This is a genomic window from Yersinia rochesterensis, assembly GCF_003600645.1.
Taxonomy (GTDB): Bacteria; Pseudomonadota; Gammaproteobacteria; order Enterobacterales; family Enterobacteriaceae; genus Yersinia; species Yersinia rochesterensis.
The window spans coordinates 3570214-3592201 of the sequence record NZ_CP032482.1 but is presented as its reverse complement, the minus strand read 5'-3'; the positions used below and the strand labels follow the sequence as shown (position 1 = coordinate 3592201).

Here is a 21988-nt window from a genome sequence, read left to right as displayed (position 1 = left end):
GTTAGTTTTTGTTTTTCATTTTCAGGGTTTATTCGTCTTTCACCCCGTTAATACTTGGTTTTATCTTCTCCCACACCACGCAATCACTCTATCGCGACAGGAAGTCACGTGTGTTTTCTGTCCGTTTTGGCTATGGCCTCTTTAAAGGGAAAGGACAGGATATGTCATCAGTAGAACCGCAGGAAAACCGGCAAACCGGAATACTTAATACCATTGAGCGCATCGGTAATGCTATGCCGGATATCACCATGCTATTTATTTATGCATTAGGTGTGTGCTGGGCGCTTTCTTTTGGATTGTCATTTATTAATTTCGATTATTATCATCCTCTGACCGGCTCTCAGATCAAAGTGACCAATATGCTGGCACCAGTTGAGCTGGTGACCTTTATTACCACCATGGTCAAAAACTTTATTAACTTCCCACCATTGGCCATTACTATTGTCGCAACACTGGGTATTGGTATTGCCGAGGGCAGTGGCTTTATTCAGGTCATGTTGAAAAAGATGCTTAATGTGACGCCACAGCGCATTTTGACACCGGCGGTCATTTTTATTGGTGTAGTCAGCCATGTTGCATCTGATTCGGCTTATGTGATTTTAATGCCGGTATCGGCCATGATGTTTTATGCCAGTGGTCGACATCCGCTGGCTGGAATTGCCGCGGCTTTTGCCGGGTTGGCGGGTGGATTCTCGGCCAGTTACACCCCATCGATTATTGACCCTATCATGCAGGGTTTTACTCAGGGCGCGGCAAATATTATTGACCCGAGTTATAACGTCAATGTGTTATGTAACTATTTCCTCAGCTTTGGCAGCACCTTTGCGGTGATTCTGGTGTGCTGGTTTATTACTGAGAAAATTGTTGAGCCGCGTTTAATTAAATCGATGCCCCTGAATGACGATCTCAGTGTGCTACATAACAATGATAAACTGCAAAAAGTGACTCCGCGCGAGAGCAAAGCATTTAAGAAAGCGGGGTTGACTATGTTATTGATGCTGGTGGGGCTGGCGGCGGCATTGTACCCGGAGAACTCTTTATTGCGCTCACCAGAGGGAAGTTTAACCCGCCCTGATGCGCCTATCATGCAAGCCATTGTCCCATTACTGTTCTTCATGTTCGCCATTCCTGGCCTGATTTACGGCTTCAGCGCGGGTACCTTTAAAAGCACTAAAGATGTCACCAACAGCATGGAAAACATCACTCGCTCGTTGGTCTCATTTTTAGTCTTCAGTTTCTTCTGCGCCCAGTTCCTATACTCATTCAGCCATTCCAATATCGGCACATTGCTTGCAATCTCGGGGGCTGATTTCTTGCGTACCCTGGCAATGCCCGCTGGATTCACTATTCTGGGGGTGATTCTACTGTCTTGCGCGCTGGATATTATCATTACCTCTGCATCGTCTAAATGGTCAATTCTGGCACCGGTATTAGTGCCGATGTTAATGGCTGTGGGGATTTCGCCGGAACTGACGCAGGCCAGTTTCCGCGTCAGTTCCACTGTCAATATCTCGACACCGATGTTTGCTTTCTATCCGTTAATCATCATGTATTGCCGCCAGTATTGCTCTAAAACCGGAGTCGGAACACTCTGCGCCATGATGCTGCCTTATACTCTTGGGCTGACAATTGTGTTAACCCTGATGCTGTATTTGTTCTGGGGATTGGGGATTCCGTTGGGGTTCCAGAGCGGCTATACCTACCCAGCGACCCACTAACTGTCTAAAAATAAAATGAATAAGGAATAAGAAATGACAATCGCACTCTCAGAACAACTCACTCAACGATTTTTCCGCTATCTGTCCGTCAGTAGCCAAAGTGACTCCGCCTCTGACACGCTGCCGAGCACGGCGGGGCAGCATAAGATGGCGCAAATGTTGGCCGATGAATTACGGCAGTTGGGGCTGGAAGATATCATTATTGATGAACATGCGACGGTAACCGCCCGTAAACCGGGCAACCAGCCTACAGCGCCACGCATTGGTTTTATCACTCACATTGATACCGTTGATGTTGGTTTGTCAGCCGATATTCATCCGCAGCGCTTGCGCTTTACCGGTAGTGATTTGTGCTTGAACCCAGAACAGGGCATCTATCTGCGCACGGCGGAACACCCGGAAATTCTACGTTATCAAGATGAAGAGATTATTTTCAGTGATGGCACCAGTGTGTTGGGGGCGGATAATAAAGCGGCGGTAACGGTGGTGATGACACTGCTGGAAAACTTGAGCGCGGATGATAAGCACGGCGATATTATCGTGGCATTTGTGCCAGATGAAGAGATTGGTTTGCGCGGTGCCAAGGCGCTGGATCTGGCGCGGTTTGATGTTGATTTTGCTTACACCATCGATTGCTGCGAACTGGGCGAAGTGGTGTATGAGAACTTCAATGCGGCCTCGGCGGAGATTGATATTATTGGTGTGACGGCGCATCCCATGTCAGCCAAGAATGTGCTGATCAATCCTATCCGTGTCGCTTATGACATTATCAGCGAATTTGATCCACAACAGACGCCAGAACACACCGAAGGGCGCGAGGGCTATGTCTGGTTTACCGATATGGTGGCTAACCCCAACCATGCCAAACTGAAAATGGCGATCCGTGATTTTGATAATACTTCATTTGCGGCCCGTAAAGCCGCAATTGGCGAGGCGGTGGCAAAGATCTCTGCCCGTTATCCACGCGCCAAGTTAAGCTATTCAGTGACCGATGTTTACAGCAATATCAGCAATTCCATTGGTGAAGATAAGCAAGCTATCGAGCTTATTTTCTCTTCCATGGCGCAGTTGGGAATTGAGCCTAATGTGATCCCGATGCGGGGCGGAACGGATGGTGCGGCGTTATCCAGCAAAGGGCTGTTAACACCTAACTATTTCACAGGCGCGCATAATTTCCATTCGCCGTTTGAATTTCTGCCAATCAGCTCCTTTGTAAAATCGTATGAGTTGACCCGGACTATCTGCTTATCTGCGGCGAAAAAATAAGCTGCGGCTAAACAGCCCATAGGGGAGGGGCGATATGATCGCGCCCTCCATTTTACGGCTTAGTCCAGCGCCTCTTCCGGCACTTCCAGCACATGATAAGCGGTTGAGCAGAATAATGAGTTCAAGCGCTTCATATCCCCCAATAGCCCCATATGCAGACTGCTGGTTTCAATGCTCAGAACGTTTTGTTGATGCAAACGCTCGACGTGGGCGTGGGAGTATCGGCGGTTCAGCAAACGGAAACGATGCTTGGCACGGCGCAGGCGCTTGGCATTATTGATATCTCGGGATAAAAATACCGACATGCCCAAATCGAGGTTGGTGACCAATCGGGCATGTAAGGTATTTAATTCCTCAAACCCTTCGGCTGAAAACGGCTTACGTGCATTGAGCGACTTAGCGGCGACATCTGAAGTCATGCGGCCAATAATATCGCCCGCCTGCTGGAGATTAACTGCGGTATCAATGATTTCCGCCCAGCGGCGTGAGTCAATCTCGCCTAATTCATCTTGTTGAATTTGGGCTAAATACAGTTTTATCGCGCTATACAGCATGTCGACTTCATCTTCCAACAAGCTGACTTCATGTTTTTGCTGTTTATTCCCCTCCAACACTTCTTTAAAGCGAAATAGCATTTGCTCCAGCACGTCACCCATGCGCAGGGTTTCTCGCACGGCGTTGGCTAAGGCCAGTGACGGGGTGTCGATAGCGGTAATATCGAGATAGCGTGGCGCTGAAGGCTGGGGAATATTGGGGTCATCACTGATCAACCGGCTGCAAATTCGTGCCATCACGCCAACAAATGGCAGCATCAACAAACAGCGCAGCAGGTTATAGAAAACGTGGAAGTAAATGACCACTTCGGCGGCGGGTAAACTGCGCCCGAACAGCCATTTCCCTAACATATTGACCCAAGGGACAATTAAGATACAGCCGATAACTTTAAATAGCAGGCTCCCCAGCACCACTTGGCGAGAGACGGCATTCTGCCCACGGCTGCTGATCAGGGCCAGCAACCCGCTGCCGAGATTTGAACCAATTACAATGCAGAGCGCGATGTTCAGTGGCACTAAGCCGGTAGCGGCGAGTGTCGCGGTCAGTAGCACGGCAGCCAAACTGGAATAACTGATCATGGCGAACAGCGCGCCAATCAACAGCGCTAGAATGGTATCGCCGGTCAGAGAAGAGAAAATGGCCTGAACTGCGGTCGCCTGTGTAATCGGCCCGGCAGCCGTCACAATCAGTTGCAGCGCCAGAATAATCAGCCCGAGGCCAATACATACGCGGCCCATCTGGCCCACGCGCGCTTTACGTTGGCCGAGGAAGACAATGACCCCACCCAAAATCAGCAATGGCGACAGCCAAGAGAGATCAAAGGTGAGCACCCGCGCCATCAGCGCGGTCCCGACATCAGCCCCTAGCATAATCACCAGGGCTGGAGACAATGAAATCAGCCCCTGCGACACAAACGAAATGACCAGCAACGCGGTCGCATTACTGCTTTGTACCAGTGCGGTGACGCCAATCCCGGCCATAAACGCCGTCGGTTTTTTCTGGATGCTGGCGCTCAGTACCCGGCGCAAATCGGCACCATAAACTCGCATGATACCGGTGCGGACGATGTGTGTGCCCCACACCAGCAGGGCGACAGAAGAAAGCAGATGAAGCAATGTCAGCATAGTCAGTCTCAGTTGGGGTGAGTGGCTCCAGATTAGGTGAAATTGCTCAAGGATTGGTAAATGATATCCAAGAGCTTTTTATTATCAACGGATTGCAAAATTTTTACTGGCTTGCCCTGTGGTGCCGGAATGCCAACATCCAAACGCAGATTTTGCGGGCTAAAGCGCAAGGTCATCCCGCGGGTTAGCGCCCCTTCCAGCGCGACATCGACATAGTCGCTGGTGGTGGTCACGATGCTTTTATCCAGCAACCAGGCGACGACCAAGGCATCATGAACCCAGCAACCCGGCAGTTGCCGTGTTTGCATTGAGTAACTTATCCACGGGCGCAAAGTTTCTACCAGATAACGGCTGAGTACAGAGTCAATTTGTGCAATCTTATCTAAATCCTGATGCAGCAGTTGGGTCTGCGTAGTGACATCCAAAGGTGCCAATGTAATGTTAGCACCGCTGGTCAGTACCACATGCGCGGCTTCGGGATCGATACCAAAATTGGTGTCTTTAAAATAGCCCTCGACATTAAACACACCGCCCATGATAGCAATTTCCGCCACCGATGACGCCATTTGCGGGTAAAGCTGCATGGCATGGGCAATATTTGTCAGTGGGCCGATGGCCACCAAGGTTATTTCGCCGGGGTTATTGCAAATTAATTCGCCGATAGCATGGGCCGCTAAGGGCGCATTGGAGGCCACCATGGGCGGCAGGGGCGTTTGTTGCCAAAGTGCAGTTAATCCATTTCTGGCCGCGCCATTATCCAGCTTGTCGCGCCAAAGCGCCGCCGGCTCCACCAGCGCTTGTGACGCGCCCCGCATGATGGGGATATTCACCCCCAGACGGGTCACTAAATCATGGGCAACAGAAAATCCGACTTCGCTTGGGGTATTCCCCGCCACGATAGTCACTAATTCCAACGCTATTTCTGGGGCGGCGATGGCCAGCGCTAATGCTAAACCATCATCGACATTGGCGCCGGGCACGCCATTTCCTGGGTCACAATCAATAATTAAACGCATATTTTTTTTATCTTTTTATTATGGGAAATCAATTTCTTTGGGTATGGGAGCAGCCGCAGGATTCACCGATCTGTAGCGAAAAATCGAACTCGCGAACTATGGGTTCACCGCTCCAGTTTTTGAGCATCTCGATGGCGGTTTTCGCCATGATATCCAACGGCTGACGCACTGTTGTCAAGGACGGCACGTTATATTCAGACTCAATGGTGCCGTTAAAACAGACCAGCGCCAGATCTTTCGGGACGGTCAGATTATGCTCGGACATGGCCCGCAAACAACCAAAAGCCTGTAATTCGTTAGTTGTGAATAGCGCCTGCGGCAATGGCCCTTTCAGCATTTGCTGTGCGGCCTGATAACCCCCTGGGCGGGTGTATGTGGTCGGGAAAATCCACTCATTGCGCACCCTTAACCCCGCTTGTTGCAATGCATCGCGCCAGCCATTCAACCTATCTTGAGTATTGAGCATATCCAGCGGGCCGCAAATAATGGCGATATCGCGATGGCCATGTTCAATTAGATGCTGTGTTGCTTGAAACGCGGCGGCGCGTTCATCCACACGAATAGCACAGATTTGTTGTGCAGCATCGACGCGGTCGAGCATGACAAAGGGGGTGCCAGTGGTTTGAATTAATTCAATATAAGGATGGCGGTCAACACTGGTATACAACAAGCCATCAACCTGACGATGTAGCAGATTATTGATCAGTTCGCGTTCGCGCTGCCGGTCATCGCCCGCATCTCCCAATAACAACACTTGCCCGTTAGCAAAGGCTTCACGTTGCAGGGCGTGGGCCATGGAAGAAATAAAAGGGTTAGAAATATTGGGAACAATCAGACCATATGTTTGAGTGGTACCGCGAGCTAGTGATCGGGCTATTTCATTGGGGCGGTAACCGGTTTTTTGAATCGCATCAAGCACGCGCTGTTTGGTGGCCGAGGCGACTGGCCGTGGTCCATTATTGATGACGTAACTGACTACCGCGACAGAAGTGCCTGCTTCGCGCGCGACATCAGAACGTGTAATACGACGAGACTGCGGGTTAACCAAAGTTACCTACTTAATCTGAATACAGATGCCATACAACCCTTTCATTTACTTAATACAATATCGGGAATTAGGCTGCTGGCAAAGTCAAATGAAGGGGAAACGTGCCGTTGGGGCCGTAGCGATGCCAGTCGCCAGAATGCCCCAGGGTGCGGTAACCCTTCACTCACCTTATGATTAATAAGTTTGTCAGTAACTTCGAAACCTATTTTACGCGGTTAAATCGCATCTTCTGGCAAGTTGAGGTCACGCCCACGTGTTTCTGGGGCAAAGAACGTGGTGACAAACCCTATCCCGGCCATTACGGCGAAGTACAGCGCAATTGGCCACCAGTGGCCGGTGAATGTCAACATGGCCGCTGCTATCAATGGCGCAGTCCCACCGGACAAAATGGAGCCTAATTCTTTTGCGACTGCCATCTTGGTATAGCGGTTAGTCACACCAAACAGCTCCACACCCCACGCGGCTTGCACACCGAAGATACCCAGTGATGCTAAACCCATACCAACAATGATAGTCCCTATCACGAGAATAGGCTCGCGGGTTTCCAGCAGCATAAATGCCGGGAAAGCATAGATAATCAATAACAGACAGAACCAGCGATAGGTAATGCGGCGGCCAAAGCGGTCTGACAGATAACCCGCCAGTGGAATAATCAGGAAGCCCAGACAGGACGCGATGAACACCGCCATGGTTGGCACTGATTTATCCACCATCAGCACTTTGGCGACATAACCAATCATAAAGCCCTGAGCCAGATAAGACGGGCCGTTCTCGCCGATACGCAAGCCCACCATAATCCAGAATGATTTACTGCGCTGCCAGAAAGTGCGGTTATCCACTTCAACCGTATGCTCGCGCCCCAGTGCCAATGCTTGTTGACGCTGTTGTTCCAGCACCAGTTTTTGGCGTTCAAATACCGGGGTTTCGCGCATGTGGCGACGAATAAACAGTGCAGCACCGGCGATTAAAATGCTGGACAGGAATGGAATGCGCCAGCCCCAATCGAGCAGAGTTTGCTTATCCATTTGCAAGACCAGCAACCACACGAGTGCCGCCAGTAGTGTGCCGCTGTTAGAACCTAATGCAATAATAGACGAGACCAAACCGCGCCTTTTAGCAGGAGCATATTCCCCCAACATCACCGCACCACCAGACAGCTCAGCACCGGCTCCCAACCCTTGCATAAAGCGCAAGAAAGCCAGACAGGCCGGAGCCCACAAGCCGATAGAGGCGTAGCTTGGGATTAGACCAATCAGGGTGGTGGAGGCGCCCATCAAGGTGATGGTGGTAATCATGACCACTTTCCGGCCTTTGCGATCCCCTAATCTTCCGAACAGCAGCGCGCCAATAGGACGGGCAATAAAGCCGACGGAGTAGGTGGCAAAGCTGGACAATAACGCGATTGCAGGTGTTGCTTCAGGGAAGAAGACATCACCAAATATTATGCCAGCAGCTAAACCATAAAGTGCAAAGTCTGCATACTCCATGGCCGTACCGAGCCAGCACGAAAAGGTTGCGCGCCAAAAGTCTTTGCGACCCTCGGGCGTAGCCAAGCGCTCTTCTGCAGCCATGCTCTCTGATGGAGCATTGTCTGCCGCCGAGCTATTTAGTGAAGTCATTAAAAAGGTTCCCCTGGTGTTGAAGCATCATGTTCACGCGTCAATGCGTGTTTATTGGCCTTTACTCAGTCGTCGGGGTCAAACAAGTGAGACTGAGCTTGATAAGGAAATATTAGATAAAATTAATATTAACCCGTCCTTTTAGTATATCTACCCGCGTAGATAGGTCAAATTAATTATCCTTACTTTAGTGATTGTTCACAAAATTGTCATATATCTGTTCGGTATTTACACGATTTTTGCGGGTGGGCGCAACAAAACTAGCGGTAAGTATCTTAAATTGGGTGCCCCTTACCGCTTTTATTTTGGCCGGATGTCATCACGCTGGCCAGGATAGATATTGACGTAGAAATTGCCGAGCTTCAGTCCGGTAATTATATCTAGATAATCGATTTTTTCTCGTTAAATATAATAATACCAAAGAGGTAGCCCGCGTTTTTATCGTTTAAAATGGATAGATTTATTGTCTGGATAAAATAAAAATAACGTTTAAACACTTTTATTGTGTTTGCTGTGATTAGAATTATCTGGAAATTAGTCTTTAACCGAGAGTATAAATAGCTGAGTGTATGAATGTCTCCTTGATTAAGTGAGAATAGCAATCATGTATATTTATCTCAGATTATACCCATTAGTTTATCTTACCGCGGCTTTTCTCCCCATCACTGCTCTTTGTGGGTCTGCTCGAGATTATTTGAATGCACCTATTGATGCGTGGCTTGGATTTTACAATGCAGGTTATTCATCATCGGTGACACCCGAAGATGGTATGGATATTACCTCTGATGTTAGGGCAAATGTATTATCTCAATCTTTTATGCTTACTCGGACGATGGATTACTGGGGGAGGACGGGCGGTCTTTCTTTGGTGCTCCCTTATCGCTATGTTGAAACCCATTCCGGTGACTTTCGCGCTTCTACTCGAGGAATCTCTGATATTGGCATGTTGTGGCAGATAAATTTATTTGGCGGCCCGGCATTGAGTCGCGAACAATTTCGATCTTTTATTCCTGAGACATTCTCCAGTTTTCATTTTTATCTTGGAACCCCATTGGGTGAATATGATGCTCACTCTGCTCTTAACCCGAGTTCAAACCGCTGGGTTTTCTCGCCGACAGTGAATTATAGTTATACGCCAGACCAAGGCTGGACGTGGCTTTAGACCTATATCACCACGACGGTATTTACCACTAATGATAATTATCAGGTCGCGGGTGCCTCTAAGCTCGGGCAAGATCCATTAGTTATCATTGAAGGTCATGCCAGCCGTAATATTACACCTGAAATATGGCTATCTTTGGATAGTTATTACAATGTCGGTGGTGAAACTCATATTGATAATCTCGCTCAGGATAATGCGGCCAATACCTTGAGATTAGGCACGGGAATCGGCATAAGAGCTTGGGGCGGCGGTGATATTATTGTGAATTACGAACGTGTTGTTGCTAAACCCTCACAGCAGCCTGAATCCCAAACTATCAGGATGACTCTACGCCAGTTTTGGTAAAAAACGAGTTTAACACCGAATAGCCATGCAGTTTTAGTGGAATATAATTTTATTTAAATAATGGCAACAAAAAATGTCGATAAATTAATTAAACACCGAGTTTGAACCCAAGGAATTGAAATTTAAATTTTTTGATACTTATCTTAGAGTCAATGTCTTCTAAGAAATTATTTTTAATTAATGTTTCATGTGGTTAGCATTTTTTATTATTTTTAATACAAGAATAATCTTGCCTTTTTATTGGTTTGGAATGATAAATAATAATAAAGATCTCAGCCAAAACTGTGACTCAGAAATAATGCAACTGTGATTTAGGTCGCTATATTCAGTGGTGGAATATAAATATATTAACGTCGTTTATATATTCTTTAAAAAACCAATAACTGGCATGTGTTATTTTCAATGTGAGGAGTGCAGATATGGAAAGACGTACATTCTTGAAAGGAGCTGCAGCGTTAGGCTTAGCTGCTGGGACATCCACCGCCGGAGCCGTGGCAGCAGGTAATGCAGCAACAGGAGAGCATGCATTGCCAGATAAAATAGCAGCTGCGCTGGCACGTTTTCGTGAAACTATTCCCGCTAATTTTGATAGAGCTTATGTAGAAAATGCCGTCGTCCCTTTCTTCCTGACTAGTTTTTATGAGGGTGAAAGGCCGATGCTACCAATGATCGATCTGAATTTTACTAAAGAGAACGCCTTACCTTATGACCTTTGGGGCTTGATTTATAAAGATTGGAAACCCACGCCCTCTGAAGGGGTGACGGTTTTTCTGCAAGGTTTAGAGGAACGTGGAGAACATAATCTTCGTAAACGTATCTATTTCACAGCAGTGACACCGGATCTGTACCGCCCGATGTATGGGGATAAAGTGGTGGCATTTTTCGATCAATTAATGGAGCCACAGTTCGCCAACAAACCCTTTATGCGCCACTATTTGGATTACTATTTTGATATTTATTGGGATCTACATTTAGGGGTTAAAGGTGATGCCATCCCGAAACAAGTCCGAGAGATTGGTGAGTCATTCAATACGGTATTAGCCTACCGTGATCCATTACAGCCGATTGTTTATGAAAACTACATGACAGTACGCAAACAACTCGATTTCCTCAAACAATGGATTGATGAACGTGTTGATGACATCAACAACGGGCGGACGGCTAATCCAGAAAAAACCATGGCGTGGTATTGGTTGAAAAATGCCGGTAATGGTGAAAACTTCAGTAAGAAAGATATCGTGTTTGAATGCTTCCATAACTTTGTGGCTTTCAGCCAGTGGGGCAATACCTTATTCGGTATTATGTCGCGGTTGAGTGAAAATGAAGGCGATCCGACAGTACGAGAAGCATTTAAAAAAACCATGAGTGGTGATTTCGATAATGCCAATGGTGCACCTTACACACCATTAGAATTATTTGTCATGGAGTTATTCCGCACTATCTCACCGAATGGCGGCAGTATTTCTGCGGTTGAAGATGCGCGAACCTCCGCTTATGGGGAGTCGCCTCACAAACGATTTGGTCTACCTTTTGAGCGCCACAGTTATATCAGCACACCACATACCAGCACCAGTTTTAGCCCTGTTCACTGGAAAGATCCTGACGATTTCTCCCCCGATCGCTATCTTAAAGTTCCCACTAGCGCTGAAATAACCGAAGAAAAATGTCAGCAAATTGGCCTTGCTCGTTGCCCGTTTGATATCACCTCACTGGAGGTAAAAGATGGCCGCAATGTTGCGGTGACGAACAGCGGTTTTGGTACAGTATTTGGTGTAGTAGACGGCAAAGCAAAACCTGTATGTGACTATGCAGGATTTGCACCTTTTGGGTTCAGTTATCGCCGCTGCCCTGGTGAGCAATTGACTATTCAGGTGTTTGAAGATTTTCTGCGTAAAGTATGGCGGGACAAAATTGTGTTCAATAAACTGCAACTGGGCAAACCAGGCCGAGTGCCTATTGGCCCCAATGCCGTCATTGATGACAATATTGGTTTTAGTCGTTAAGTCTCATTTTCCTTTCAAGCCCGCATTCGCGGGCTTTTATCTTCTGTTAATTATCGGCATATGTCGGTATTATCCTGAGATTAGTAATGCAAATCATTGGCGTTCCCAATCAAGGATATCCACATTCCACTTTTCAGGAGAGAAAATGCGATTACGTTTAGCTTTATTTTCATCATTACTGGCACTGACTGCTGTGCTTACCGGGTGTGATAATTCCTCTGTGACCCCTGAAGAAACATCAAAAATCACTATCGAGCACGCACAAGGTACTACTCAGGTTCCGCTTAATCCGCAAAAAGTCATCATATTGAACCCCTCGACATTGGATATTGCCGACGCTCTGAATATCAAAGTAGCCGGTGTACCCCAGACCAGCACCCATCTTCCGGCCTTTTTATCCAAATACACGGGTGCAGAATATCTGAATGCGGGCACATTATTTGAACCGGATTATGAAGCTCTTAGCCAGGCTAAACCTGACCTAATTATTGCGGGCGGTCGTGCTCAAGATACCTATGACAAACTTAGCGCTCTTGCCCCGACCATCTCACTGGATATCGATCCTAAGAATTTTACCCAAAGTCTGACTCAACGTACGGAGCAATTAGCCTCTATCTTTGGTAAAGAAGAAGAAGCGAAAACCCTGCTGGGTAAATTTACCGCTCAGATTAATGCTATCAAACAGAAATCAGCTAACGCTGGGTCTGCCATGTTAGTGATGGTCAGTGGTGGAAAAATGTCTGCTTATACACCAGGCTCGCGTTTTGGTTTTATTTTTGATGAGTTAGGATTTACGCCAGCGGCCAGTTTCACTGAAGCCGGTAATCATGGCAATGTGGTAACCTCCGAATTTATTCTTGATGCCAATCCAGAATGGCTGTTTGTCCTTGACCGCGATAATGCTATTGGCCGTACTGAAAACCAGTCAGCACAACAGGTTCTGGATAACCCACTGATTCATAAAACCAAAGCATGGCAAAATAATCACGTAATTTATCTTGATTCTGCCTCGCTCTATATTGCCGGTGGCGTGCAGAGTTATATGCAACTGATGGATAAAATCAGTTCAGTGTTGGATAAACAAGCCTCCGCGCAGTAATTCTCACTAATGAAAAATCTTAGTTTTATTGCGGGCCTGGTTATTTTACTGGGCCTAATGACATGCAGCCTGTTTATTGGTGTTGGTAATGTCACATTGGCCGAAGTCTGGTCAGATCCCGACATGCGCGATATTTTTTTGATAAGTCGCGTGCCGCGAACGCTAGCATTAGTTTTAGCCGGCAGTGCTATGAGTGTTGCTGGTCTTATTATGCAGATGCTCACTCAGAACCGATTTGTCGAACCCTCGATTGCAGGCACCACCCAGTCGGCTAGTCTCGGATTATTATTAGTCATGGTGTTTAGCCCAGCGGCTCCGGTAATGGTTAAGATGTTGGTTGCCACTGTATTCGCCATGGGCGGGACGGCACTGTTTATGCTGTTGCTGGCACGAATGAGAATGAAATCGGCGCTGATGGTGCCGCTGACCGGCATTATGCTGGGGGCGGTATTTAGCGCGGTGACAACCTTCCTGGCAATGGAGTTTGATCTGTTGCAATCATTGGGCAGTTGGGAATCGGGTGATTTCTCCGGCGTGTTGCAGGGCCGTTATGAACTGCTGTGGATCGTGGGCGCATTAACGCTGATTGCCTGCTTAATCGCTGACCGTTTTACTGTCGCCGGAATGGGGCGGGATTTTTCCGTCAATGTTGGCCTGAATTATCAGCGGGTTATGCTAATGGGGATGTCCATTATTGCCATTGTCAGTGGCGTGGTGGTGGTGGTAATTGGCGTGCTACCTTTCCTCGGATTAATTGTACCCAATATTGTCAGTATGGCGATGGGGGATAATCTGCGTCGAACCATTCCTTGGGTGGCGTTGTGTGGCGGTGGGCTGGTGGTGTTATGTGACATTATTGGTCGGTTAGTCAGTTACCCATTTGAAATACCTGCCAGCGTTATTCTGGGCGCAATTGGCGCACTCGTTTTCCTATTATTAATCGTTAGGACAAAACGTCATGCAGGCTAATGAGTATTCTTCCTCACGCTCTCTTCCTCAAGAGAACAGTAAAACATTCAGCTCGCCAGCAAAGCGGTTATTGTTATTGAGTATTATCGCCCTTGCCGCGATTATCATTTTCATGACAATTAATCTTCGGGGCAATATCCAGTATGTTCTGGTGCATCGCGGCCTTATTTTAGCCACTATGGTATTGGTCGCGTTTGCTGCCGGTATTGCCACCGTATTATTCCAAACAGTGACTAATAACCGTATTTTGACGCCGTCAGTGATGGGGCTTGAAGCGCTGTTTATCCTAATTCAAACGATGTTGATCTTTTTTGTCGATGCCAATGGGTTCAGGGTGCTAGGAATAACAGGGAAATTCCTTTGTGAGTCGGCCTTGTTGCTGCTGTTCTCGGTATTTCTGTATCGCTGGTTGCTGACCGGTGTCGGGATCAATCTTCACAAGGTATTATTGGTCGGGTTGGTTTGTGGCACTTTGTTCCGCAGTTTATCCAGCTTGATGCAGCGCCTGCTCTCCCCTGGGGAGTTTGCTATTTTGCAGGGTAGGGTATTTGCCACCTTTACGCGAGCTGCGCCGGAAATTATTGCCCTGTCTACTGGGATAATTATTATCGTGGCGATTGTCATTTGGCGTATGCGTCATTCCCTCGATATTATTGCGTTGGGTAGAAATACCGCGATTAATCTGGGGGTTGCCTACCAGAAAAGAATTACCGCTATTTTGCTGCTGGTTTCCTTGCTGGTGGCTATATCGACGGCACTGGTTGGGCCATTAACCTTTTTAGGTTTGCTCATTGCTAATCTGGCTTATCCACTGGTGGGGTCATTCCGGCATCAATATTTGCTGCCGGGGGTCTTTCTGCTGGGGGTGATTACGTTGGTCGGTGGGCAATTAATCCTCGAACGTTTATTGAACATGTCGGGAACGCTTTCCGTGGTCATTGAGTTTGTGGGTGGCGCGCTGTTTATTTATCTTTTAATAAAAAAGGCTCCGGTGTGATTGAAATAACTGATATTAATAAAAAATACCAGAGTACAACGGTACTCAATAATATAAATGAGAGCATTCCGTCTGGTGGAGTCACATCAATCATCGGGCCAAATGGTGCGGGTAAATCGACGTTATTGTCGATTATGAGCCGTTTACTGACGCCAGATCTCGGGCGTGTCCAATATAATGGGCTGGATGTTGCCACAACTTCTGGCGATAAGTTGGCGACTATCCTCTCCGTCTTACGGCAGGAAAATCATTTTACCAGCCGGCTGACAGTTGCGGATTTAGTTGGCTTTGGCCGTTACCCCTATTCGAAAGGGCGGCTCAATGAAAATGATCGCCAACATATTGATGCGGCAATGGAGTTCCTCAATTTGATGCCGCTGAAAGACCGCTATCTTGATGAACTGTCAGGTGGGCAACGGCAACGCGCCTATGTTGCCATGGTGCTGTGCCAGGATACGAAATATATCCTGTTGGATGAGCCATTAAATAATCTGGATATGAAGCATTGTGTCGCGATGATGAAGCAATTGCGGCGTGCGGCCGATGAATTGAATAAAACCATCATATTGGTCATTCATGATATCAACTTCGCCTCTGCGTATTCTGACCATATTATTGCGATGAAAGACGGCGAAGTTATCTATCGCGGTGCACCCGAAGAAATAATGCAGCCGGATATCCTGGAAGAAATTTTTGATATAAAAATCAGGATAGAAAAAGTGCAAGATCAGCATATTGCGGTTTATTACCGCTAAGGTACTGAGCGGCGATTTTTCCCTTATTCGTGGCCAGTTGTTTACCACGAATAAGGTGATTGCCACGAATCAGGTGATGACTAGATTGCGGCGTATTCTCCGGTGCCCTCTGGCCATGGTGTCAGCAGGTCATAGCCGGTTTCCGTCACAGCAATGGTGTGTTCCCACTGGGCTGAAAGGGAGCGGTCTTTGGTGACGACCGTCCAACCATCCGCCAGTACGCTGGTGGCCGCTTTACCGGTATTAATCATCGGCTCGATGGTGAAAATCATCCCCGCTTTAAGCGGCATGCCTACTCCTGGTGCCCCGTAGTGCAGGATTTGTGGCGCAGTATGATATTCCTGGCCCACACCGTGACCACAATATTCCCTTACGACAGAAAAACCAGCCCCCTCCGCCACCTGTTGAATCGCCGCCCCAATATCTCCGAGTGTTGCCCCAGGACGTACTACCTGAATCCCCGCCACCATCGATAAATAAGTGATATCCACCAGTCGTTTAGCTCTCACGGAAGGCTCACCGACAAAGTACATTCTGCTGGTGTCGCCATACCAACCATCTTTAATAATGGCGACATCAATATTCACAATATCGCCATTTTTGAGTTTTTTATCGGACGGAATTCCGTGGCAGACCACATGATTCACCGAGGTGCAAACTGTGCGCGTATAGCCGTGATAGCCAATATTGGCAGGAATAACTTTTAGTTCGTTAACAATGTAATCGTGACACAACCGGTCAATCTCATCCGTTGTGACCCCAGCAAGGACATAGGGTGTAATCATTTCCAACACTTTTGCAGCAGCTTGGCCGGCGGCACGCGCCATTTCAATTTCTGCTAGTGAGTGGATTTTTACTTCTGTCATTGTGCATTCTCTTCTTTATTAAGCTTATGGGTTTCACTCTGGATGATTCTGGCAATGTCCGCTCCACCTTGTAATTCCACCTGAACCAGTGCGCGAGCAAGTTCGTGATAGCTCAACTGAGGATAAAGCTCGGCAAGCATACCCATTTTGAGCCAGTGCTCGGCTTGTGCATTGATTGAGCGGCTCATGGCGTTACTGGCGATGCGAAGATTCTCATGCATCAAATCAGATATTTTAACAATTCCCATAAAACACCTATACGAAACATATATGTTTCGTATATTGCCATAAATAATTCTAGGTTGCCAGAGATTGATATGATCTAGGGTAGCAAGTTGAGCAAATAATATACTTGCTAAAAAAAATCAGAATTAATAGGCTAAATGATAATAGTGAAAAGTATATACCATCTGCATTTTTACCTAATATGAGAAATACAGCCGATCCCATCGGCTCATTCCGGTAAATAATAAAAATACAGCTATCGGCGCTATCAGGTCAGGATTAGAGTTCCAACACTATTTCTGGTCAAATTTTTTTATAAAAATAAGCTGTTATGAGAAAATTTGTTCTATGATCGAGAGCGCGCCCTCTGATTTTTTATTGAGGGACTGTTCATTAAGGAGAACTTTATGTCTCACATGCCATTAATTCAGCTCCCCCACACACATGGCGAAGGTTGCCTCTGTAATAGCCCGGCATTCGTGCGTATTAATACAGTATTTTCCCAGAAAGCGACCCAATCAACCCCTATCACCGCGGCCACTGTTGCGGCAGCGGTACCGGGAGCAAAACCACAAAAAAGCGATGCAACTGCCAATGCGGTGCGTGTGGTGGCTTTTATTAATGTTCGCATTTTTGATGGTATTTCAGACCACTTGCGAGACGGGCTACGAGTATTAGTCGAAGGCAACAAAATCAAATCGGTTGAACCTGCGAATACACCGCTTTCGCCGGATGTGGAGCTTATTGATGGTGGTGGCGGCGTATTGATGCCGGGGCTGATTGATGCTCACTGGCATGCGATTATGGCTCGCCCGTCGATGATGACCGCCATGACGGCGGATTTTAATTATATTCAGGCGCTGGCCATTGCTGAAGCTGATGCCACCTTGATGCGCGGTTTTACCACTGTGCGTGATATGGGCGGGCCGGTTTTTGGCTTGAAACGCGCGATTGATGAGCATGTCGCCACTGGCCCGCGAATCTTCCCATCGGGCGCATTCATCACTCAGACCGGTGGGCATGGCGATTTTCGTTTACTTGGTGAATTGCCGCACACCCCCTCAGATCCACTAAGTTACGCCGAACGTGTAGGGATGACGGCGATCGCTGACGGTGCTGATCAAGTATTGTTGCGCGCCAGAGAACAACTCATGCGAGGTGCTTCGCAGCTCAAATATATGGCCGGTGGTGGTGTCAGCTCCATGTATGACTCCATCGATGTGACTGAGGGTTCTGTAGCAGAAATCCAAGCTGCAGTCACCGCAGCTGAAAACTGGGGCACCTATGTGACCGTCCATGCCTACACCCCGCGCGCTGTTACTATGGCTATCAAAGGTGGGGTTAAATGTATTGAACATGGCCAGTTGTTGGATGAGGAAACTGTGCAGCTAATGGCCGAAAAAGGCATCTGGTGGAGCTTGCAACCTTTCCTTGATGATGAAGATGCGGTGCCAACACCAAGTCCGGCGTCACGGGCCAAACAACTTGAAATGGTGGCGGGCACGGATACTGCTTATATGTTGGCGAAAAAATACAACATTAAGACGGCATGGGGCACTGATACTCTGTTTGATGCCCGACTGGCAAGCCGGCAAGGTGCGCAATTAGCCAAACTGACCCGGTGGTACTCACCGATTGAAGTCCTCAAAATGGCAACCAGTGTTAATGCTGAACTCTGCGCCTTTTCTGGCCCCAGAAATCCTTACCCAGGAAAATTGGGCGTTGTAGAAAATGGTGCGCTGGCTGACCTGATTCTGGTCGATGGCAATCCTCTGGATGATATCCAACTCGTCGCTCAACCAGAGAAAGCATTTCGGGTCATTATGAAAGATGGGCAAATTTTCAAAAACACTTTGGAAAGCCATTCGTAGCCGCTGTTTATAGTCATAAACTTAAATTTCTGATGGGATATCGCGAGTTAATTGAGGTTGTTCAATGAATAATATGACTTCCCTCAGGAAGCAGCAGGGGCTTTTAAGTGCCATAAAACCGAATCTATGGCGTGGGCCATGGGTTCTGTTATCCGCTATCGCCCTGAGTGGCTGCTCAGGTGCCGCAGCGCCCTCATTTTCCTTGGTGGGTTCCTATTTCCCCTCCTGGATGGCTTGCGCTTTTATCGGAATAATCACGGCGGTGATTGCTCGTGTCGTATTTATTCGCGTTGGTATTGATGACGTGCTGCCCTGGCGGCTATTGGTGTATGTCTGCCTGGCGCTGGCTGTGGCATTCATCTGTTCCCTATTACTGTTTACGCGATGAATAATAAATATGAATAAACTACAGGGGAGTGGGCGCAAGCGGCAACTGGCACTCATTGTTGCTGGCGTTATCATTGTTGCCGCCGTGATTTTCGGCTGGCTGTCAGTGCGGCAGACCACACTGAATCCGTTGTCTGAGGATGCAGAGCTGGGAGCCAGTGTGGTGCATGTTGTCAGCGCGGTTCCGGGCCGTATTATCTCGATCAATGTCGAGGAAAATAGCAAAGTTCAGCGGGGCGACCTGTTGTTTACCATTGATCCGGATCTTTATCGGCTACAAGTCGAACAGGCGCAGGCCGAGTTGAAAATGGCGGAGGCCGCCCGCGATACTCAGCAACGGACTGTGGTCGCTGAGCAATCCAACGCGGCAATTACTAATGAACAAATTGTCCGAGCGCAGGCCAATCTCAAATTAGCCACTCAGACATTGGCCCGTCTGCAACCTTTGCTCCCGAAAGGCTATGTTACCGCGCAGCAGGTCGATGATGCAGCGACGGCGAAGCATGATGCCGAAGTCAGCCTAAAACAAGCATTAAAACAATCGTTTGCCGCAGAGGCTTTGGTGAGCAGTACCGCCGCCTCTGAAGCGCTGGTGGTGGCACGACGAGCAGCATTGGCGATTGCCGAACGCGAACTGGCGAATACACAAGTTCGTGCGCCCCACGATGGCCGGGTTGTCGGGTTGACTGTCTCAACAGGGGAGTTTGTTGTCCCGGATCAGGCCATTTTTACTCTCATTAATACCGAACATTGGCATGCCTCAGCATTTTTCCGCGAGACAGAATTGAAGCATATCAAAGTGGGAGATTGTGCCACTGTGTATGTGATGGCGGACAGACAGCGCGCGATTCAAGGGCGGGTCGAGGGGATTGGTTGGGGCGTGAGTTCTGAAGATATGTTGAATATCCCGCGTGGCCTGCCTTATGTGCCGAAGTCATTAAATTGGGTGCGTGTTGTCCAGCGTTTCCCAGTGAGAATCAGTCTGGAAAAACCGCCGGAGGACCTGATGCGAGTTGGGGCAACTGCCGTGGTTATCGTGCGTAATGACGACGGTTGCTGACGGTACCCTTGGCGGCATCATCCGCCAGGCAAAAGCTGATTTAGCCTATTTCCCCGGGCGGGTGGCGATGGCCTGGCGCGTTGCTGCGCTTTGTGCATTGATGACTCTGGTTGCTATGGTCTACGGCATTCCAGAATCCGCGCTCAGCTGTTATCTCATTATTTTCGTGATGAAACCGGATGGTGTAGAGAGCATGGTGATGGCTATTGCTATCACCATATTGGTATCGCTGGTCGTCGGTTTGGTATTCCTACTTATCCACTTCACGTTGGAAGCTGCACCATTGCGCATGGCGGCTTTGATTGTCAGCTCATTTTTGTTTCTCTATCTCGGCTCGGCCAGCAAACTCGGCCCGGTCGGCAGTATTATTGCGCTGGTGATTGCTTTTGTGATGACGTTGCTGAGCAATATTCCCATGGGGGAAGTGGCAACGCGGGGGCTGTTGTATGCTTGGCTAATGGCTGTTTCCCCGATGTTATTGATTATTGGCTTCAACCTTTTCTTTGGCCGGGCACCTCAGACGTTATTGCGCGCCAGCTTATCCGAGCGGCTATCTACCGTGGCGGAGGCATTGCGCGAACCTAGTGCCGCCAACCTCGCCGGTGTTGGGGATTTGCTACAAGAAGGGCAAAATGAGCATCAACAACGGGCGCTTTTTGTGCGTATTTTTCATCTGCGCCCCTCGGCTGAAGCGGCTTGGCTGGAGAACGCGGTAAAAAGCAGTTACCGGTTACTGTTGGCGACCTCGGCTTTACCTGTAGCCTCACCGAAGAATGTGCGCCTTGAACTGGCGAGCTACTGTAGTGCTGCGGCACAGGCAATTTTGGCGAGAAATGTGGTTGATATTCCTCACTTTGCTAGTGAAAGTGCCAGTGATGAAATCAAGGAAATCAGCAACGCGCTGAGAGCATTGGCGACCGGGGAGAGTGGGCAAGATTTGGATGCGCCGAAATCCTCATTCTTTGCCGCAGATGCCCTCACCAATCCTGTTCATCAGCAGTTTGCTCTGAAAACGACGGCCGCGGCGCTGATTTGCTATCTGATTTACACCGCGTTGGACTGGCAGGATATTCATACCGCCATGATCACTTGCTATGTTGCGGCGCTGGGCACCACCGGCGAGACGGTGCATAAACTGGTTTTACGGATTATTGGTTGCTTGATTGGGGCGCTGATGGGGGTGCTGTCGATTATCTTCATCATTCCCCATCTGAATGATATTGGGCAATTAATGGCGTTGGTGTTTGGCTGCATTCTATTGGCCGCTTGGGTGTCATGTGGCAGTGAGCGCATCGCGTATGCCGGTGTACAGGTAGGATTGGCCTTCCTGCTGACGGTATTGCAAGGTTTTGGGCCGAGTACCGATCTGGGCGTGGCCCTTGATAGAGTGCTGGGTATTTTGCTGGGTAATCTGGTGGTATATGTGATTTTCACCCGATTGTGGCCGGTGGCGATTACAGATGCGGTGCGTGTCCATATCAATAATGCCTTGAAATCGCTAACCAATTTGGCTGCATTATCGCCCGATGCACGGCCTGCGGCGCTAAGAGAGGCCACCACTGTTGAGGCGGAGATTAACAGTGCGCAAGAAGAGCTGGCGCTGATCCCCTTCGAACCCGCGCAATTGCGCCCTTCGCGAGAAGAGTGTGCGCGCTTACAAGCAATACTGGCTGAAATGGGCAAGTTGTGCCCGGTGTTGTTTCTCCCCACTGAAAAATCGGCGTCCGATGTAGAACAATTGCGTCGGCTTTCGACAGGTGGCGATGCTACGGCATTATCTAATGAGCAAAAACAGAATGGCGCATCATTACGGCAAGAGTTATTACAAAAAGAGCTATTGCCAATTGATCTGACTATTCAACAACGTATAAAGCGGCTTGAGGAACTTCTGGGAATTGGATGA

Annotated in this window: 19 protein-coding genes; 13 read left to right on the top strand and 6 right to left on the bottom strand. The window is 48.3% G+C overall.

Annotation, left to right across the window (positions count from 1 at the left end):
* Positions 1 to 161 precede the first annotated feature (161 nt).
* A complete protein-coding gene (locus tag DXZ79_RS16735; protein ID WP_120011646.1) occupies positions 162 to 1718 on the top strand; it encodes an AbgT family transporter in 1557 nt (518 codons plus the stop codon).
* 33 nt (positions 1719 to 1751) lie between these two features.
* Complete coding sequence (pepT, locus tag DXZ79_RS16730; protein WP_120011466.1) at positions 1752 to 2984, top strand: peptidase T; 1233 nt, start codon at positions 1752 to 1754, stop codon at positions 2982 to 2984.
* Positions 2985 to 3043: 59 nt separating this feature from the next.
* On the opposite strand, the gene DXZ79_RS16725 is transcribed toward pepT, so the two are convergent.
* The 4 genes from DXZ79_RS16725 to DXZ79_RS16710 form a co-directional block, all read right to left on the bottom strand.
* Positions 3044 to 4663: a Na/Pi cotransporter family protein gene (locus DXZ79_RS16725; RefSeq protein ID WP_038630667.1), complete on the bottom strand. Its 1620-nt coding sequence runs from the start codon at positions 4661 to 4663 to the stop codon at positions 3044 to 3046.
* A 32-nt stretch (positions 4664 to 4695) separates the two neighbouring features.
* A complete protein-coding gene (locus tag DXZ79_RS16720; protein WP_038630670.1) occupies positions 4696 to 5679 on the bottom strand; it encodes a nucleoside hydrolase in 984 nt (327 codons plus the stop codon).
* Positions 5680 to 5707: 28 nt separating this feature from the next.
* On the bottom strand, positions 5708 to 6703 hold the full coding sequence (locus tag DXZ79_RS16715) for a LacI family DNA-binding transcriptional regulator (RefSeq protein WP_050292411.1): 996 nt from the start codon (positions 6701 to 6703) through the stop codon (positions 5708 to 5710).
* 239 nt (positions 6704 to 6942) lie between these two features.
* Positions 6943 to 8346 (bottom strand): MFS transporter, encoded by a 1404-nt coding sequence (locus DXZ79_RS16710; protein ID WP_038630672.1) that lies wholly within the window; start codon positions 8344 to 8346, stop codon positions 6943 to 6945.
* Positions 8347 to 8950: 604 nt separating this feature from the next.
* On the opposite strand from DXZ79_RS16710, the gene DXZ79_RS21030 reads away from it, so the two are divergent.
* From DXZ79_RS21030 to DXZ79_RS16675, 7 genes are all read left to right on the top strand, one after another.
* Positions 8951 to 9508, top strand: a complete 558-nt coding sequence (locus DXZ79_RS21030; RefSeq protein WP_230852390.1) for a transporter — start codon at positions 8951 to 8953, stop codon at positions 9506 to 9508.
* Positions 9509 to 9643: 135 nt separating this feature from the next.
* A complete protein-coding gene (locus DXZ79_RS21025) occupies positions 9644 to 9853 on the top strand; it encodes a hypothetical protein (RefSeq protein WP_235202965.1) in 210 nt (69 codons plus the stop codon).
* A 419-nt stretch (positions 9854 to 10272) separates the two neighbouring features.
* Positions 10273 to 11856 carry a cytochrome P450 family protein gene (locus DXZ79_RS16695; protein WP_038630674.1) on the top strand — a complete coding sequence of 528 codons (1584 nt, stop codon included), beginning with the start codon at positions 10273 to 10275 and terminating at the stop codon, positions 11854 to 11856.
* A gap of 145 nt (positions 11857 to 12001) precedes the next feature.
* The gene (locus tag DXZ79_RS16690; RefSeq protein WP_038630676.1) at positions 12002 to 12955 is read left to right on the top strand and encodes a siderophore ABC transporter substrate-binding protein; all 954 of its coding nucleotides are present in this window, start codon (positions 12002 to 12004) and stop codon (positions 12953 to 12955) included.
* Between the two features lie 9 nt (positions 12956 to 12964).
* A complete protein-coding gene (locus tag DXZ79_RS16685; RefSeq protein ID WP_004392204.1) occupies positions 12965 to 13924 on the top strand; it encodes an ABC transporter permease in 960 nt (319 codons plus the stop codon).
* Entirely contained in the window at positions 13914 to 14921 is a 1008-nt protein-coding gene (locus DXZ79_RS16680; protein WP_038630680.1) for an iron chelate uptake ABC transporter family permease subunit, read from the top strand. The genes DXZ79_RS16685 and DXZ79_RS16680 overlap by 11 nt, the downstream gene beginning before the upstream one ends.
* Complete coding sequence (locus DXZ79_RS16675; RefSeq protein WP_050292395.1) at positions 14918 to 15676, top strand: iron ABC transporter ATP-binding protein; 759 nt, start codon at positions 14918 to 14920, stop codon at positions 15674 to 15676. Before DXZ79_RS16680 ends, DXZ79_RS16675 begins: the two co-directional genes overlap by 4 nt.
* A gap of 80 nt (positions 15677 to 15756) precedes the next feature.
* Here the strand turns inward: DXZ79_RS16675 and map are convergent, their stop codons facing one another.
* On the bottom strand, positions 15757 to 16542 hold the full coding sequence (gene map / locus DXZ79_RS16670) for a type I methionyl aminopeptidase (protein ID WP_038630686.1): 786 nt from the start codon (positions 16540 to 16542) through the stop codon (positions 15757 to 15759).
* Positions 16539 to 16790, bottom strand: coding sequence for a ParD-like family protein (locus DXZ79_RS16665; protein ID WP_038630687.1), 252 nt, complete (start codon positions 16788 to 16790; stop codon positions 16539 to 16541). The genes map and DXZ79_RS16665 overlap by 4 nt, the downstream gene beginning before the upstream one ends.
* 384 nt (positions 16791 to 17174) lie before the next feature.
* Here DXZ79_RS16665 and DXZ79_RS16660 point away from each other — a divergent pair, with 384 nt between their 5' ends.
* The 4 genes from DXZ79_RS16660 to DXZ79_RS16645 all read left to right on the top strand — a co-directional run bounded on the left by DXZ79_RS16660 (position 17175) and on the right by DXZ79_RS16645 (position 21988).
* The gene (locus DXZ79_RS16660) at positions 17175 to 18638 is read left to right on the top strand and encodes a metal-dependent hydrolase family protein (RefSeq protein WP_050292397.1); all 1464 of its coding nucleotides are present in this window, start codon (positions 17175 to 17177) and stop codon (positions 18636 to 18638) included.
* A 64-nt stretch (positions 18639 to 18702) separates the two neighbouring features.
* Positions 18703 to 19026 carry a YtcA family lipoprotein gene (locus DXZ79_RS16655; protein WP_042562477.1) on the top strand — a complete coding sequence of 108 codons (324 nt, stop codon included), beginning with the start codon at positions 18703 to 18705 and terminating at the stop codon, positions 19024 to 19026.
* Between the two features lie 9 nt (positions 19027 to 19035).
* Positions 19036 to 20085 (top strand): multidrug transporter subunit MdtN, encoded by a 1050-nt coding sequence (mdtN, locus tag DXZ79_RS16650; RefSeq protein ID WP_038630691.1) that lies wholly within the window; start codon positions 19036 to 19038, stop codon positions 20083 to 20085.
* Entirely contained in the window at positions 20069 to 21988 is a 1920-nt protein-coding gene (locus DXZ79_RS16645) for an FUSC family protein (protein ID WP_038630693.1), read from the top strand. Before mdtN ends, DXZ79_RS16645 begins: the two co-directional genes overlap by 17 nt.